Annotated in this window: 15 protein-coding genes; 11 read left to right on the top strand and 4 right to left on the bottom strand. The window is 70.8% G+C overall.

Annotated elements, in window-relative coordinates; all coding sequences use genetic code 11:
• Positions 1 to 5 precede the first annotated feature (5 nt).
• Both ACYVO7_RS01055 and ACYVO7_RS01050 read left to right on the top strand, forming a co-directional pair.
• Complete coding sequence (locus ACYVO7_RS01055; protein ID WP_460448000.1) at positions 6 to 1511, top strand: lipopolysaccharide biosynthesis protein; 1506 nt, start codon at positions 6 to 8, stop codon at positions 1509 to 1511.
• Positions 1508 to 2656, top strand: coding sequence for a glycosyltransferase (locus ACYVO7_RS01050; protein WP_460447999.1), 1149 nt, complete (start codon positions 1508 to 1510; stop codon positions 2654 to 2656). Before ACYVO7_RS01055 ends, ACYVO7_RS01050 begins: the two co-directional genes overlap by 4 nt.
• Here ACYVO7_RS01050 and ACYVO7_RS01045 read toward each other — a convergent pair.
• The gene (locus ACYVO7_RS01045) at positions 2635 to 3786 is read right to left on the bottom strand and encodes an acyltransferase family protein (protein ID WP_460447998.1); all 1152 of its coding nucleotides are present in this window, start codon (positions 3784 to 3786) and stop codon (positions 2635 to 2637) included. The genes ACYVO7_RS01050 and ACYVO7_RS01045 overlap by 22 nt on opposite strands.
• Before the next feature lie 191 nt (positions 3787 to 3977).
• Here ACYVO7_RS01045 and otsB point away from each other — a divergent pair, with 191 nt between their 5' ends.
• A complete protein-coding gene (gene otsB / locus ACYVO7_RS01040) occupies positions 3978 to 4760 on the top strand; it encodes a trehalose-phosphatase (RefSeq protein WP_460447997.1) in 783 nt (260 codons plus the stop codon).
• 6 nt (positions 4761 to 4766) lie between these two features.
• On the opposite strand, the gene ACYVO7_RS01035 is transcribed toward otsB, so the two are convergent.
• Positions 4767 to 5774, bottom strand: a complete 1008-nt coding sequence (locus ACYVO7_RS01035; protein WP_460447996.1) for an aldo/keto reductase — start codon at positions 5772 to 5774, stop codon at positions 4767 to 4769.
• Between the two features lie 285 nt (positions 5775 to 6059).
• Between ACYVO7_RS01035 and ACYVO7_RS01030 the strand changes: the two genes are divergently transcribed.
• The 5 genes from ACYVO7_RS01030 (at position 6060) to phoB (ending at position 10611) form a co-directional block, all read left to right on the top strand.
• Positions 6060 to 6266, top strand: coding sequence for a hypothetical protein (locus tag ACYVO7_RS01030; protein ID WP_460448530.1), 207 nt, complete (start codon positions 6060 to 6062; stop codon positions 6264 to 6266).
• Between the two features lie 225 nt (positions 6267 to 6491).
• Positions 6492 to 7565 carry a malate/lactate/ureidoglycolate dehydrogenase gene (locus tag ACYVO7_RS01025; RefSeq protein ID WP_460447995.1) on the top strand — a complete coding sequence of 358 codons (1074 nt, stop codon included), beginning with the start codon at positions 6492 to 6494 and terminating at the stop codon, positions 7563 to 7565.
• 91 nt (positions 7566 to 7656) lie between these two features.
• On the top strand, positions 7657 to 8706 hold the full coding sequence (locus ACYVO7_RS01020) for a lysylphosphatidylglycerol synthase domain-containing protein (RefSeq protein WP_460447994.1): 1050 nt from the start codon (positions 7657 to 7659) through the stop codon (positions 8704 to 8706).
• A 12-nt stretch (positions 8707 to 8718) separates the two neighbouring features.
• Positions 8719 to 9810 carry an ATP-binding protein gene (locus ACYVO7_RS01015; protein WP_460447993.1) on the top strand — a complete coding sequence of 364 codons (1092 nt, stop codon included), beginning with the start codon at positions 8719 to 8721 and terminating at the stop codon, positions 9808 to 9810.
• 96 nt (positions 9811 to 9906) lie between these two features.
• Positions 9907 to 10611: a phosphate regulon transcriptional regulator PhoB gene (gene phoB, locus ACYVO7_RS01010; RefSeq protein WP_406856326.1), complete on the top strand. Its 705-nt coding sequence runs from the start codon at positions 9907 to 9909 to the stop codon at positions 10609 to 10611.
• Between the two features lie 55 nt (positions 10612 to 10666).
• Here phoB and ACYVO7_RS01005 read toward each other — a convergent pair whose 3' ends face one another.
• Positions 10667 to 11203: a GcrA family cell cycle regulator gene (locus ACYVO7_RS01005; RefSeq protein WP_460447992.1), complete on the bottom strand. Its 537-nt coding sequence runs from the start codon at positions 11201 to 11203 to the stop codon at positions 10667 to 10669.
• 518 nt (positions 11204 to 11721) lie between these two features.
• Between ACYVO7_RS01005 and ACYVO7_RS01000 the strand changes: the two genes are divergently transcribed.
• The 3 genes from ACYVO7_RS01000 to ACYVO7_RS00990 are packed head-to-tail and all read left to right on the top strand — an operon-like array spanning position 11722 to position 14863.
• The gene (locus ACYVO7_RS01000) at positions 11722 to 12936 is read left to right on the top strand and encodes an acetylornithine transaminase (RefSeq protein ID WP_460447991.1); all 1215 of its coding nucleotides are present in this window, start codon (positions 11722 to 11724) and stop codon (positions 12934 to 12936) included.
• A complete protein-coding gene (argF, locus tag ACYVO7_RS00995; protein ID WP_460447990.1) occupies positions 12933 to 13901 on the top strand; it encodes an ornithine carbamoyltransferase in 969 nt (322 codons plus the stop codon). Before ACYVO7_RS01000 ends, argF begins: the two co-directional genes overlap by 4 nt.
• Positions 13898 to 14863, top strand: a complete 966-nt coding sequence (locus ACYVO7_RS00990) for an Hsp33 family molecular chaperone (RefSeq protein WP_460447989.1) — start codon at positions 13898 to 13900, stop codon at positions 14861 to 14863. Before argF ends, ACYVO7_RS00990 begins: the two co-directional genes overlap by 4 nt.
• Before the next feature lie 18 nt (positions 14864 to 14881).
• On the opposite strand, the gene argE is transcribed toward ACYVO7_RS00990, so the two are convergent.
• Positions 14882 to 16045, bottom strand: a complete 1164-nt coding sequence (gene argE, locus ACYVO7_RS00985; RefSeq protein ID WP_460447988.1) for an acetylornithine deacetylase — start codon at positions 16043 to 16045, stop codon at positions 14882 to 14884.
• Positions 16046 to 16057 lie beyond the last annotated feature (12 nt).

The raw sequence follows: 16057 nt of genomic DNA, 5'->3' as shown, positions 1-16057 counted from the left end.
AGCCAGTGAAAACGAGGTCCGGCGACTACTTCTTCTATCTGGCGGCGACGCTCGCGCCGCGCTTCGCCATGTTCATCCTGCTGATCCTGCTGACCCGCTGGCTGCCCGTCGACCAGTATGGGCTCTTCGTGCTGGTCGTGACCGTGGGCGAGATCCTCGACACCGCGCTGACCAACTGGATCCGCATCTATTCCCTGCGCACCGAGGCCGGATTGAACGGCCTGCGGCCGCTCAGGCTGGGGCGGCTGCTCGTTCTCTCCGGAGGGGCGACGACGCTGGGGGTGGGCCTGTCCTGGATCGTCGCCCGGATGACGGAGCCAAACGAAACCTTCGCGTTCTGGGTCGCGCTCGTCAGCTACACGGTCGGGCTCGGCCTGGTGCGGTTCTCCATCGTTCTGCTGCAGCTCGCCAAGCGCCACTCCGCCATCGCGGTGGTGGAGGGCGTCCGGGCGGTCGCCATCCTGGTCGCGGTCGTGGCCGCCGCCGACATGACGCATTCCTACTTCGCGCCGTCGCTGGCGCTGTCGCTGGCCAGCGGCCTCGTCGCGGGCGTACAGCTGGTGCTCACCCTGCGCAGCCTGGCCCGGCCGAAGCTGCCGAAAGTCGGCTACATGGCGGCCCTGCGCTTCGGCTTCCCGCTCATCGTCACCGCGTTGCTGACCTGGGTGATGACGTGGTTCGACCGCCTGGTGATCAACCATTACGCCGGGGCTGCGGCGGTCGGCCTCTACGCGGCGGCCTACGCCATCGGCCGCCAGCCGATCGAGCTCTTCATCGCGCCCCTGAACTCCTACACCTTCCCGATGCTGGTGCGCCGCTACGCGGCCGAGGGCGCCGCCGCCGCGGGCCGCTTCCAGGCCGGCATGCTGGTGACCACCTGCGTGCTCTGCGTCGGCGCCGCCGCCTGCATCTCCGTGCTGGACGTGCAGCTGGCCGGCCTGCTGCTGCCGCCCGCCTATCGCGAGCACGCGGTGGCGCTGCTGCCCTCCATCACCTACGGGGCGGTGATGATCTCGGCGAAGTTCTTCGTCTTCGACAACGCCTTCTACACCGTGAAGCGCAACGACCTGTACCTGATCTCGATGGGGGCGCCGGCCGTCGTCGGGGCCGTGACCTCCATCCTGATGATCTCGCGCTGGGGCATCGACGGCGCCGGGATGAGCTTCGTGATCACGACCTCGCTGTCGACGCTGTCGAGCTACGTCCTGTCCAACCGCGTGCTGCCGATGCGCCTGCCGGTGGGCCGGATCGCCGCCGTGCTGGCGTCCGCGGCCGCCGCCAGCGCGGCGCTCGCCGTGGCGGAGACCTGGTTCGCGACCTGGCACTACGCGGCGCAGCTCTGTTTCGGCGGAGCTCTGTTCGGCCTGGCCTATATGGCGGCGCTCAGTCTGTTCGGCGTCTCGCTACGGGGCGTGCTGATGGCTCCCTGGGAGCAGTCCGGCCAGGAGCCCACGGCCGCGTCGCCGGACCTCGGCGGCGCTCCGGCCGCCGCAATGGGAGGCAAGGCGTGAACCTGGGCCTGGAGTTCGCGACGCAGGCGAAGGCCGCCAAGCCGCGACCAGCGCCCGTGGTGATGCACCTCATCTCGTCGCTGCGCATCGGCGGCGCGGAGAGGATGCTGATCTCCCTCCTGTCGGCGGCCCGGGCCGCGCCCGGCGCCCGCTATGTCGTCTGCATCATGAACGACGAGATCGACGGGCGCATGCTGGCCGAGCTCGAGGCCTGCGGCTGGCCCTGCCACCGCCTCGGGCGCCGCGAGGGCCATCGTCATCCCGGTTATGTCCTCCAACTCGCCGGCCTCGTGCGCCGGTACGGCGTCGACGTCGTCCACGCCCACAACGAGGGCAGCCGCAAATGGGCGATGCTGCTGCGGCTGGTCCGGCCCGGCCTGCAGGTCGTCTACACCCTTCATTGCCAGGGTCTCGCCCAGCAGTATGGCGCCGTGGCGCGATGGCTCTACCGCGCTGCGGTCGGGGCCACGGTGGCGATCTCGCCGGCCACCGCCGATGAGGGCGCGCAGATCGGCGCGCCGCGCCTGACCCACATCCCCAACGGGGTCGACCTGTCGCGCTTTCGCGGCGTCGGCCGCCGGCGCGAGGCCTCCGGCCCGCTCAGGATCCTGCAGGTGGGCCGGTTCGCGCAGGACAAGGGCCAGGACATCCTCATCCGGGCGGTCGCGCTCTGCCGGGCGGCTGGCCTGGAGACGTCCTGCGTCGTCGCCGGCGTCGCCGTCCGGCCGGACGACCCGTGGCTGGAGCATCTCCACGGGCTGGTGCGGGACCTCGGCGTCGAGGACGTCGTCCGCATCGTGCAGGACCGGCTCGACGTCGAGGCCCTGCTCGCCGAGGCGGATGTGAGCGTCCTGCCGTCGCGCGCCGAGGGGTTCGGGCTGGCTCTGGTCGAGGCCATGGCGGCCGGCGTGCCTGTGATCGCCGCCCGGGTCGGCGGCCCGGCCAGGCTGATCGACGACGGCGTCAACGGCCTCCTCGTCCCGGCGGAAGACCCCGCCGCGCTGGCCGGGGCCCTGATGCGGGTGGCGGGCGACGGCTCCCTGCGGCGCAGCCTCGCCGCCGAAGGCCTGTGCGCCGCCGAACGCTACGACATCGCCCGCGCGGCGAGCGCGCATGCGCTCCTTTACGCCGATCTGGCCGGCTGATCGGCCCGCATCGCGAGGTCGCCGACGGGCTCGGCCGGCCGGACATGCGACCCGAACCGCCGACGCAGGCCGAAGAAGGGCTGCTCGACCAGCCAGTAGGAGGCGGCGGCCGTCAGGAACGCCAGTCCGATCCCGAGCGCATAAGCGCCGACGAGGCGCGCACCCGCGCCGGGCGCGAGCCAGAGCGCCACGTCGTAGGCGGCCAGATGCCACAGATAGAGCGAATAGCTCAGCTTGCCGGTCAGCGTCATCGGGGCGCTGTTCATGATCCGGGCCAGCCAGGATCCGGCGGGCGCGCCCACCACGGCCAGGATGATTGGTATGAGGGCCATCTCCTGGATGGTGTAGCGCACGGTCTGGCGGAACAGCGGGTCGCGGATCAGGAAGGTGGTCAGCAGCGCCGCCAGCGCGGCCAGCGCGGCCCTCGAGCTCCCGAGGCGGCGCGCCAGCATCGCGCCCGCTGCGCCGCGGGTGGCGAGGGCGGCGATCGCGCCCGCCAGGATGCCTTCGATCCGGCACTCGGTCGCCATCCCGGTGTAGTCGACCGCCACGCCCGGCGCGAGCATCGAGACGGCGAAGCGCGAGGCGAGAGACGCCGCGCATATCGCCAGCAGGACCGCCACGACGCCGCGTCCGCGGATCAGCAGGCCCAGCAAAAGCAGCGGATAGGCGGCGTAGAAATGCTCCTCAACGGCCAGCGACCAGAGATGGCCGCCGATCCCGTCCAGGCGATGCGGCGCGAAGATCGCCAGGTAGTTGGCGAAATAGAACAGCGCCCCGGCCACGCCGAGCGGGTCGGCAGCATGCCCGGTCGCGGACCATACGGCCGCCATCACGGCCACATAGACGACGAGCGGCGGCGAGAGCCGCAGCATCCGCCGCGCGTAGAAAGGCCCGATGGCGATCGCGCCGGTGCGGTCGAACTCGTCGAGCAGGAGGCGCGTGATCAGATAGCCGCTGATGCAGAAGAACACCGTCACGCCGAACACGCCGGGCACGAGGTTCTGCAGCCCCGCGTGCGAGATCATGACCAGCAGGATGCTGATCGCCCGCAGGCCGTCGAGCCCGGGGATGGACCCCGCCCGCGCGCCGCCCGGCGCCGTTGTGATAGGGTGGGATTGCCCGTGCATGGTCGTTCCGCGCCTGTCCAGCGGGCAACCTTAGCGAGAGCTCGTCAACAATCGGTTGTATCGAACCCTGGAATGCGCATGGAGGCTGCATCTCTGGCCACGCCGAACCACAGCCCGTGCTGGCGCGTTGCCTTGCCGCATCCCGAGCGGCCGAGCCGCACGCCCCTGAGCCCGACCGGAACCCGCGCGCGATGAGCCTCGATCCAGCCCCGGCCCGCCCCGCAGCCGAGCTCCCAAAGGGCTCGTCCGACGACTACGCGCTGTTCCTGGACTTCGACGGCACCCTGGTGGAGCTGGCCCCGCGTCCGCAGGACGTCGTGGTGGCGCCCGGGCTCGGCGTCACTCTGGAGACGCTGCGCGACCGCTTCGGCGGGGCGCTGGCGCTGGTGAGCGGCCGCCCCATCGCCACCCTGGACGAGTTCCTCGCCCCGCACCGGTTCGACGCCGCCGGCCTGCACGGGGTCGAGATGCGCCGCTCCGGCGTCTTCGCCGCCCGGGCCACCGACCATGAGCCGGAATTGCGGGAGCTGGTGGACCGGTTCCGCGCCTTCGTCGAGCCGCGCCCCGGGCTGCTGCTGGAAGACAAGGGCCGCTCCGTCGCCCTTCACTGGCGCCTCGCGCCGGATCTCGAATCCGAAGTCGTGGAGGAAGCCGCCGCCGCCTTGGAGAGCCTCGGCTCGCGCTGGCGGCTCCAGGCGGGCAAGAGCGTGCTGGAGATCCTGCCCGCCTTCGCCAGCAAGGCCGGGGCCGTGCACGAGTTCCTGGAGTCGGAGCCCTATCGGGGACGGCGGCCCGTCTTCGTGGGCGACGACGTCACGGACGAGCACGGCTTCGAAGCCGTGCTGGAGCGCGGCGGCCTCGCCATTCGCATCGGCGAAGGGCCCACGGTCGCGCCGCTCCGGCTGCCCAGTCCCGCGGCTTTCCGCGACCGGCTCGCCCGCTGGGCGCGGGGGGAGCCCATCGCCGAGGGCTGAAGCCCGTCAGGCGCGCGGGATGCGACCCTCCAGCGGGTAGGCGGGATCGTTGTAGCCCGGCGTGGACGGGTGGCCGGCCGGCACGAGCCGGTCGATCAGCGCCTCGTCCTCGGCGGTGAACCGGTAGGAGAGGGCGGCGATGTAGTCCTCCCACTGCTCCTCGGTGCGCGGGCCGCCGATCACGCCGGTGACCAGGCGGTTGTTCAGCACCCAGCCGATGGCCAGATGGGCGGCGGAGGCGCCGCGCTGCTCGGCGTGCCTCTTGATCTCCTGCGCGATCTCAAGCGATTCCGTGCGCCACTCGGTCTGCATCATGCGGGCGTCCTGCCGGCCCGCCCTCGTGCCCTCCGGCGGCGGACGGCTGGGGTCGTATTTGCCGGTGAGCACGCCGCGCGCGAGCGGGCTGTAGGGGACGACGCCGAGCCCGAAATGGCCGCAGGCCGGGAGGTGCTCCACCTCGGGCATCCGGTTCATGGCGTTGTAGTAGGGCTGGCTGACCACCGGCCGGTCGATCCCCATCTCGTCGGCGAGACGGCAGATCTCGGCCACCCGCCAGCCGCGATGGTTGGACACGCCGAAATAGCGGATCTTTCCCTGCCGCACGAGGTCCGCCAGCGCCCGGACGGTCTCCCCGAGAGGCGTGGAGTGGTCTTCCTTGTGCAGGTAGTAGATGTCGATGACGTCCGTCCCGAGCCGGCGCAGGCTGGCCTCCGCGGCCTGCGTCACCCATTGGCGGGACAGACCGCGTCCGTTCGGGCCATCCCCCATGGGATTGCCGACCTTGGTGGCCAGCACCCAGCGGCTGCGGTCGGCCTTGATGGCCCGCCCTACGACCTCCTCGGAGCGGCCTTCCGTGTACATGTCGGCGGTGTCGATGAAGTTCACGCCCGCCTCGCGGGCCCGGCCGATGATGCGGCCGGCCGTCGGTTCGTCGGTGGGGCCGCCGAACATCATCGTGCCGAGGCACAAGGGCGAGACCTTGACGCCGCTGCGTCCCAAAGACCGGTACTCCATGCGCATTCTCCCTGTCGCGGCATCCCGTTCGCGAGTTCGGCGGACTGTCCTCCTCCCGGGGCCGAATGGCAATCCGGCCCGGCGCTCGGGGCGGGGGCGCCCGGATCGCCGCACCCCAGGAACCGGACCGGGTCCGCGGGATTGACCCTCATGCGGGCTGGCTCGGCCAGACCGAAGCCAGCCCGACATGATGACGACCCCACGGCGACCAGGAGGCCTGCGATGCCGCAACCCGCCATCGACGTCCCGACTCCCGGACCGGTCCCGTCTCCGCCTCCGGGCGGCATGCCCGGACGCCAGCCCACGCCGGGCGGCTACATCCCCGGCGAGACGCCGCCCGCGCCCCCGGATGCGGACGAGCCCGATCGCGGCCCCACCGGACCGCGAGACCCTTATCCGGTGGAGGATCCCCCGGTCATCGAGCCCGACGCTCCCGGGACCGAACCGGACTATTTGCCCGGCCAGCCGACCGATCCAGGAACGCGCTTCTGAATCGCACGCGGCCGCGGCAGGCCCCGGGTCCGCCGTCCTCCTCGGGCCCGGGGCTCCCCTCTCGCGGAGCAATGCCCGGCGTGCAGATCCGCCCGGCGCTCGCGCGCCCCGATTTGCGCGCTCGCAATCTTGCCATCCGACGCCGCGCCGGTAACGTGCGCCCGAACGGCCCATGCAAGGGCCTTGGCCCTGCCGGAGGGCCGCTGCACAGGGTGGATCGCGCGGATGGCGGACGAGATCAGGATTTCCGAAGACAAGCTGCGCGCCGCCGTCCGGATGCTGTTCGCCTCGGCCGGCTCGAACGAGCGCGAGCAGCGCCTCGTGGCCGACCATCTGGTCGAAGCCAATCTCCGCGGCCACGACTCCCACGGCGTCGGGATGATCCCGGCCTACATCACGAATTTCGCCGCCGGAGAGATGAAGCTCAACGCCACGCCGACCGTGGCGGTGGACACCGGCGCGATGATCGTCTGCGACGGCGGCATGGGCCTCGGCCAGTCCATCGCGCATGACTCCGTCGCGCTCGCGGTCGAGCGCGCGAAGGACAAAGGCTCCTGCATCCTGTCGCTGCGCAACAGCCACCATATCGGCCGCATCGGTCATTGGTCCGAGCAATGCGCCGCCGCCGGGCTGGTTTCGCTGCACTTCGTCAACGTCATCAGCGACCCGGCGGTCGCGCCGTTCGGCGGCCGCGCCGCCCGCATCGGCACCAATCCGGTCTCGATCGGGGTGCCCCGCCGCGGGCAGGAGCCCGTAATCGTCGATTTCGCCACCAGCAAGCTGGCCGTCGGCAAGGTTCGGGTCGCCTACAACAAGGGCGTGCCGACGCCGGACGGCGTCCTGCTCGACGCGACGGGCGAGCCCACCAACGATCCCGCCGCGCTGTTCGAGGAGCCCCGCGGCGCGCTGCTGCCCTTCGGCGACCACAAGGGCTGGGGCCTGGCGCTCGCCTGCGAACTCCTGGCCGGCGCGCTGTCGGGCGGCGGCACGCAGCATCATCCCAAGCGGCGGCAGGCGATCGTCAACAACATGTTCTCCGTCGTCGTATCGCCGGACGCGGTGGGAACGACCGAGACCTTCTTCCCGCAGATCGACGCCTTCATCGAATGGGCGCGCACGCCGCTTCCCGGCCGAGAGGCCGCGGTGCTGATCGCCGGCGAGCCGGAGCGGCGCATCCGGGCCGAGCGGATCCGCGACGGCGTGCCCGTCGACGGCACGACATGGGACCAGATCGGCGCGGCGGCCGAGACCGTCGGGCTCGCCCGGGCGGCCCTGCAGCAGGCCGCCGGCCTCGCCTGACTCCACGCGCCCGGGCTTGCGGGCGTCCGCCGTCGCGGCCATAAGAAGCCGCCCGCGGCAGGCCGGGCGGGCCGTTTCGCACGGATCGATGATGGATAGCTCGGACGTTCGCCCCGCCGGACTGGCCGGCGGCGGCAGCCCGGCCGCGCCGCCGCCCCCGCCGCGGCGGTCGCTGGCGTGGGTCGGCACGCTGGCCAGCGTCGCGCTCTTCCTCATCTCGGCCGTCGTGCTCTGGCGCATCCTGTCGGAGGTCAAGCTCTCGGACGTCCGCACCGCCTTCGCGCGCGCCGAGTTGGAAGACCTCGCCATCGCGCTGGCCTTCGTGATGCTGAGCTACACGTTGCTCACCGTCTACGACGCGCTGGCGCTTCGTCAGCTCAAGCTGCGGATCCCCTACAGGATCACCGCGCTCGGCTCCTTCACGAGCTACGCCATCTCCTTCACGCTGGGCTTTCCCCTCGTGACGGCCGCGACGGTGCGCTACTGGATCTACGCGCCGCTGGGCGTCTCGGCCGGCAAGGTCGCCAGCCTGACCACGATCGCGGGCCTCACCTTCCTGCTCGGGATGGGGACCGTGGTCGGCGTCGGCCTGATCTGGCAGGCGCCGGCCATCGCCGACATCAACCATCTGGCCGTCGCCGCAAACCGCCTCATCGGCGCCGCCGTGCTGGCGGCCATCATGGGCTACCTGGTCTGGGTCGGCGTCAGGCGCCGCGCCGTCCGGGTGCAGCGCTGGCGGCTGGAGCTGCCCAGCCTCAAGGTGTCGGCGGCCCAGATCGTGCTGGGCGCCGCGGAGGTCTGCTGCGCCAGCGCGGTGCTCTACACCCTGATGCCGCCGGGCTACGGGGTGGAGTTCCAGACGCTGGCGGCGATCTACGCCTTCGCGTGCATCCTGGGCATCGTCAGCCACGCTCCGGGCGGCCTCGGCGTCTTCGAGACGACGATGCTGCTGGCCTTCTGGCGGCTGCCTTATGGCGGCATGATCGGGGCGCTGCTGCTGTTTCGGATCTGCTACTACTTCGTGCCCTTCGTGCTGGCGCTGGCGCTGCTGGGCGCCATGGAGATCGTGCGCCGGGTCAAGGCGTTCCGGGCCGACGAGGATGACGATGACGAGGTCGAGGACGAGGTCGGGTCCGGCTGAGGAGCGACGGACGTGAAGGACCACGACGCGCGCCGGTCCGCGGAGGCGGCGGCCATGGCCCCGCCGGACCCCTTGCTCGCCTCGGTTCTGGAAGCCATTCCCGATCCCGTCCTCCTGGTCGACGACGCCCTCACGGTGCTGCTGTGCAACGGCGCGGCCCGGCGCCTCTGGCGCGCGCTCTCGCCCGGCGCGCCGCTCTCCTTCACGCTGCGCACGCCCGCCATCATCCGCGCCGCCGAGGCGGCGGCCCGCGGCGAGGGCCCGGTCTCGGGCGAATACGAGGAGCGGGTCCCGGTCCAGCGCGTCTTCTCGTTCCAGGCCACGGGTCTGGGACCGCGCGGGGGCGGGACGGGGCGCCCCGCGGTCGTGATCGCGTTCCACGACCTCACCGAGGCGCGCCGGCTGGAGAAGATGCGGGTCGACTTCGTCGCCAACGCCAGCCACGAGCTTCGCACGCCGCTCGCGTCACTGCTGGGCTTCGTCGAGACGCTGGAAGGCCCGGCCAAGAACGACCCCGCCGCGCGCGAGCGCTTCCTCGCCATCATGCGGGGCCAGGCGCAGCGCATGGCGCGCCTGATCGAGGACCTGCTCTCCCTGTCGCGCATCGAGATGAACGAGCATCGCCATCCCGACGCCCCGGTCGACCTCGTCGCCGTGGCCCGGCAGGTGATCGACACGCTCCGTCCCCTGGCGGCCGAGCGGAAGGTGGAGCTCGCGCTGGCGGACTCCGCGCCCGTGATCGCGCCGGGCGACCGGGACGAACTTCTGCGCGTCGCCGATAACCTGATCGAGAACGCCATCAAATACGGCCAGTCCGGCGGCCGGGTGGACGTCGCCGTGGACGTGGTCTCGGAAGGCGGCCGCGACCATGCGCGGCTCTCGGTGCGGGACTACGGGCCGGGCATCGGCCCCGCCGATCTGCCGCGGCTGACGGAGCGCTTCTACCGGGTCGACGACGCCGAGAGCCGCCACAAGGGCGGCACCGGCCTCGGCCTCGCCATCGTCAAGCACATCGCCAAGCGCCATCGGGGCCGGCTGACGGTGGAAAGCCGCCGCGGCGAGGGCGCCCTCTTCCGCGTGACGATTCCGCTGGCGCCCGCTTGAGCCTTGGCGAGCTGCGCGGATTCACCCCTCTCGCCTGTAATATGAATGTCATGCTGCGGTCATAGAAGAAGGCCGAAGATCCCGGCGGAGACCCCCATGGCGACGGCCCCCCATATCCTGATCGTCGAGGACGAGGAGGCCCTCACGCTTCTGCTCCGCTACAATCTCGAGGCGGAAGGCTACGACGTCGAGACCGTCGCGCGCGGGGACGAGGCAGACCTGCGCATCCGAGAGCGCACGCCGGATCTCATCCTGCTCGACTGGATGCTGCCCGGCCTCTCCGGCATCGAGCTGTGCCGCCGGCTGCGCCAGCGGGGCGAGACCCAGCGCCTGCCGATCATTATGCTGACGGCGCGCGGGGAGGAAAGCGAGCGCGTGCGCGGCCTCGCGACGGGCGCGGACGACTATGTGGTGAAGCCCTTCTCCGTGCCGGAGCTGGTCGCCCGCGTCCGGGCGCTGCTGCGGCGCGCCTCGCCCGAGCGCGTCGCCAGCACGCTGGAGGCCGGCGACATCGCGCTCGACCGGGAGACCCGCCGCGTGCGCCGGTCCGGGCGCGAGCTGCATCTCGGCCCCACCGAGTTCCGGATGCTGGAGTTCCTGATGGAGAAGCCGGGCCGCGTCTACACCCGCTCGCAGCTGCTGGACGGGGTGTGGGGCCACGACAGCGACATCGACGAGCGTACGGTCGACGTGCATGTCGGGCGCCTGCGCAAGGCCATCAACCGGCCCCGCGAGAAGGACCCCATCCGCACCGTGCGCGGCTCCGGCTACTCCTTCGACGAGACCTTCTCGCGCCGCTGATTCAAAGGACGACGCGGGCCAAGTCGCCCGCGTCGGTTCTTGAAGGAGGCGCCGCTCAGCCCTTGGCGACCGCCATGCGGGCCGCGGCGCGCCGGCGGTCGACCGACGGCTGGTAGGCGATCTGCGAGTGATAGTGGCAGTAGGGCGTGCCGGGCGGGGACTTGGCGCCGCAGAAGCGGAAATCCTCGCTCGTCGGGTCGCCGTGGGGCCAGCGGCACATGGACTCGCGCAACTCCATGATGGTCACCCGCTCCGACATCGGGATCACGACGTCGTTGCGCGGAACCGGGGCGAGTTCGGCCACGGGAGCGGGGGCCGGGATGGCCTTGGGCATGACGGCCAGGTTGCCGCGGACGATCGGGGCCGGCGAGCCGTGGCTCATGGGATGGCTCGGCGCGCGCGTCACCTTGCGGGGCCGCTGCTGCTGAGGGGACGGCGTCTTGGCCCGGCCCGACAGCCCGAGGCGATGCACCTTGCCGATGACGGCGTTGCGGGTGACCCCTCCGCCGAGCTCCGCCGCGATCTGGCTGGCGCTGAGACCCTGGTTCCAGAGTTTTTTCAGCAGTTCGACGCGTTCATCTGTCCAGGACATTGGCCTCAATCCCCGTCTACTGTGTTGCCGTTCTGAATTCGCGCCCGCAGCTTCTTGAAGGCCGTCGATGTCGCCAATTCACGCATGCTCGTCACTTTGCGAATCCGCCCACGTGCGCCGCTCCGCATCGCGGAGCACGGGGTTTCATCTTGGGCCGTTCGAGTGGTTCGCCGCACCACATGTCGTATTTGACAGTCGTGAACCTACGACATCGCGTGACTCACGTGCAAGAGTCCGGCGGCGACGGGGCGTGTTTTCAACAAGGATCGTGGCGGGAAAGAGTCAGTGCCGGGGTTGACGGCTCCGCATTGTTACGCACCGCGCTTGTGCTTGAAGATCTTCATCCGGAATCTATGCGGCCGGAACATTCGTCCAAATCAAGGACTTGGGTCGTTGAGGCCGCCCCGCCGACCCGATTTCGTTGACACGAAAGCGGGTCGTCCCCATAGTTTGACGGTGCCGCCCCGGTCGGGCGGCACTTCCTTTTTTGGGCCCCTGTCGAGGAAAGACGATCCATCATGGCCGAAGAGAGCCTCAAGCCGTCGCCGCTGCTTCCGACCTTCGCGCGCGCGGACCTCTCCTTCGAGCGAGGAGAGGGGCCCTGGCTCTTCACGGATCGAGGCGAGCGCTATCTCGATTTCGGGGCCGGCATCGCCGTGAACGCCCTCGGGCACGCGCACCCGCATCTCATCGAGGCGCTGGAGGCCCAGGCCCGCAAGGTCTGGCACGTGTCCAACCTGTTCCGCATTCCGGAAGGCGAGAAGCTGGCGCAGCGCCTGGTGGACGCGACCTTCGCCGACACGGTGTTCTTCGCCAATTCCGGCGCGGAGGCGAACGAGGCCGCCATCAAGATGGCGCGCAAGTATCACGCCGTGAACGGCCAGCCGGAGCGCTTCCGCATCCTCACCGTGGAGGGCGCGTTCCATGGCCGCACGCTCGCCACCCTGGCGGCCGGCGGACAGCAGAAATACCTGGAGGGCTTCGGCCCCAAGGCGGAAGGCTTCGACCAGGTCCCGTATGGCGATCACGAGGCCCTGAAGGCCGCGATCACGCCCGAGACGGCCGCCATCATGGTCGAGCCGATCCAGGCGGAGGGCGGCGTGCGGGCGATCCCGCCGCAATGCCTGCGCGGCCTGCGCCAGCTCTGCGACGAGCACGGCATGCTGCTGATCTTCGACGAGGTCCAGACGGGCGTCGGCCGCACGGGCAAGTTCTTCGCCCATGAGCGCGCCGGCGTCACGCCGGACATCATGTCGGTGGCCAAGGGCATCGGCGGCGGCTTCCCGCTCGGCGCGTGCCTGGCCACGCGCGAAGCCGGCAAGGGCATGACGGCCGGCACCCACGGCACGACCTTCGGCGGCAATCCGCTCGCCATGGCGGTCGGGAACGCCGTCCTCGACGTCGTGCTCGCGCCGGGCTTCCTGGAGAATGTCGAGCGCATCGGCCTCAAGCTGAAGCAGCGCCTCGCCGAACTGAAGGACCGCCACCCCTCCGTCATCGAGGAGATCCGCGGCGAGGGCCTGCTGCTCGGCATTCGCACCCGCGCGTCCAATGTCGAGTTCGCCGCGGCCGCCCGGGAGGAGCATCTCCTCACCATCCCGGCTGGCGACAACGTCGTGCGCCTGCTGCCGCCGCTGATCATCTCCGACTCGGATGTGGCGGAGGCCTTCGACCGGCTCGACCGGGCCTGCGCCCGCATCGAGCGCGCCGCCCAGAAGGGAGCCGCCGCATGAGCGCGACGATCTCGATCGGCGCCCCGGACCGGGCGTCCGCGGCCGTGCGGCACTTCCTCGACCTGACGCCCTTCACCGGCGACGAGCTCCGGCGCGTCCTCGACGCGTCGGCGGCCATGAAGCGCGCCCGGCGCAAGGGCCAGCCGCCGGCCGAGCGCCCGCTCGCCGGCAAGACCCTGGCGATGATCTTCGACAAGCCGTCGACGCGCACGCGCGTGTCGTTCGACGTCGCCATGCGCGAACTCGGCGGCGAGACCATCATGCTGACCGGGGCCGAGATGCAGCTCGGCCGCGGCGAGACCATCGCCGACACCGCCCGCGTGCTGTCGCGCTATGTCGACGCCATCGTCATCCGCATGCTGGACGCCAAGGCGGTCGCCGAACTGGCCGAGCACGCCACCGTGCCGGTCATCAACGGGCTGACCAAGCTGTCGCATCCCTGCCAGGTGATGGCCGACGTGCTCACCTTCGAGGAGCATCGCGGCCCCATCAAGGGCAAGACGGTGGCCTGGGTGGGGGACGCCAACAACGTCCTGGCGTCCTGGGTGCACGCCGCCGCGCGGTTCGACTTCCGCCTGAACATCGCCGCGCCCGAGCAGCTCGCCCCGCCGGCCGACCTGCTCGCCTGGGCGCGTCGCGAAGGCGCGCGCGTCGCCGCGATGGTGGATCCCCAGGAGGCCGTGGCCGACTCTGACTGCATCGTCACCGATTGCTGGGTGTCCATGGGAGACGAGGACGCCGGCCGACGGCACAACCTGCTGGCGCCGTACCAGGTCAACGCCAAGCTGTTGAAACAGGCGGACCCCAAGGCCATCTTCATGCATTGCCTCCCCGCCCATCGCGGCGAGGAGGTGACGGACGAGGTCATGGACGGCCCGCAATCGGTCGTTTTCGACGAAGCCGAGAACCGCCTGCACGCCCAGAAGGGCGTGCTCGCCTGGTGTCTCGGAGCATTGGATCAATGACGCATACGCATCCCGAGAAGGACGACCGCATCATCCCGTTCGCGGTCGAACCCCTCGAGGCGCGCGGACGCATCGCGCGCCTCGGTCCCATGTTGGACAGCATCCTCGAGCGCCACGCTTATCCTGCGCCGGTCTCCCGGCTCGTGGGCGAGATGGTGACGCTCGCGGTCCTGCTGGGCACCTCGCTCAAATTCGAGGGCCGCTTCCAGTTGCAGACCCGCACGGACGGCGCGGTCGACATGCTGGTGGTCGACTTCGAAGCGCCCGACCGCGTGCGCGCCTATGCGCGCTACGACGCGGAGCGACTGGCCGCGCTGGGCGCGGACCCCGTCCCGACGCAGCTGCTCGGCCGCGGCCATCTGGCGCTCACCATCGACCAGGGCGCGGACATGTCTCGCTACCAGGGCATCGTGTCGCTCGAGGGCCAGACCATCGAGGAAGCCGCGCACCAGTATTTCCAGCAGTCGGAGCAGATTCCCACGCGCGTGCGCATCGCGGTCGGCGAGACGCTGGGCACGGGCGGACGCGCGCACGCCTGGCGGGCCGGCGGCGTGATGGTGCAGTTCCTGCCCGCCTCGGCGGACCGTCTCCGCCAGGCCGACCTGCCGCCGGGCGACGCGCCGGAAGGCGCCTCCCTCCACACGCCGCAGGAGGACGACGCCTGGGTGGAGGCCCGGTCCCTGGTCGAGACGGTGGAGGATCACGAGCTGATCGATCCGACGCTGACCAGCGAGACGCTGCTCTACCGGCTCTTCCATGAACGCGGCGTGCGGGTGTTCGAGGCCCAGCCGGTCGTGGAGCGCTGCCGTTGCACGCGCGACCGCATCGTCTCGATGCTGAAGCAGTTCTCCGACGAGGAGCGCAGCTCCATGGTGGGCGACGACGGCCGCATCGGCATCACCTGCGAGTTCTGCTCCACCCACTACCATGTCGACCCCGAGGAGGTCGGCGTCGACGCCTGACCTTCGGGACCGCGGGCCTCAGGCCGAGCAGGTCGCGATGAGCTTGCGCATGAAGGCCACGCCGCGGTCGATCTCGTCCAGGGTGATGTACTCGTCGGGCTGATGCGCCTGGTTGATCGAACCCGGCCCGCACACGATCGTCGGCAGCCCGTGGCGCTGGAACTGCCCGGCCTCCGTGCCGTACGGCACCGTGATGGTGCTGTTCCGGCCCGCCAGCCGCAGGGCGAGCGTCTCCGCCGCCGAGCCCGGATCGGGCTCGAGCCGCGGCACGTCGACTTCCAGGATGGTCTCGACCGAGCCGGGCCAGCCGTCGCGGGTCAACCGCGGGATCACGACGCGCTGGGCGTAGTCGTCCAGCATGCGGGCGACCTCGCGCTCGTCCGTTCCCGGAACGCCGCGGACCTCCCATTGGAAGTGACAGATCTTGGCCAGGATGTTGCGGGCCGTCCCGCCTTGGATGGTCCCGACCTGCACCGAGGAGTAGGGCGGATCGAAACGGCCCGACGGGTCGCCGCGCTCCCGGAACACGTCGGAGAGGCGGTCCAGCTCGTGCACCAGCGCGGCGGCGGCGAAGACCGCGTTGGCGCCGAGCTCCGGCTTGGAGGAATGCGCCTCGTGGCCGTGCACATAGGTGTTGTAGGTGACGACGCTCTTGTGGGCGTCGGCGACCTGGAGCTCCGTCGGCTCGCCCACGATCACCGCCTGCGGCCGCGGCAGGTCCTCGCCCATGCGGGCGATGGTGTCGAGGACGCCCATGCAGGTCGTTTCTTCGTCATAGCTGAGCATGATGTGGATCGGCGTCTTCAGCGCCGCAGCCTGCATCTCCGGCACGAGCGACAGCGCGATGGCCGCGAAGGCCTTCATGTCGACCGCCCCGCGGCCATAGGCGCGCCCGTCCTGCACCCGAAGCGTGAAGGGGTCCGTCGTCCAGGTCTGCCCGGCCACCGGCACCACGTCGGTATGGCCCGACAGCACGACGCCGCCTTTGTCGGTCGGCCCGATGGTGCAAAACAGCGCCGCCTTCCGGCCGTCCGCGTTGGGGATGCGGACCGACCCGACGCCGAGCCCGCCCAGGAGGCTCTCGACATAGTCGATCAGCGGCAGGTTCGAGCGCGAGCTTTCCGTGTCGAACGAGACGAGCCGTTCCAGGATCGCCAAAGGCGTGGGGGAGTTGAGGGTCATCCGATGTCCAGT

The organism is Alsobacter sp. SYSU BS001988, assembly GCF_054796215.1.
This window is presented reverse-complemented; position numbering and strand designations above follow the sequence as displayed.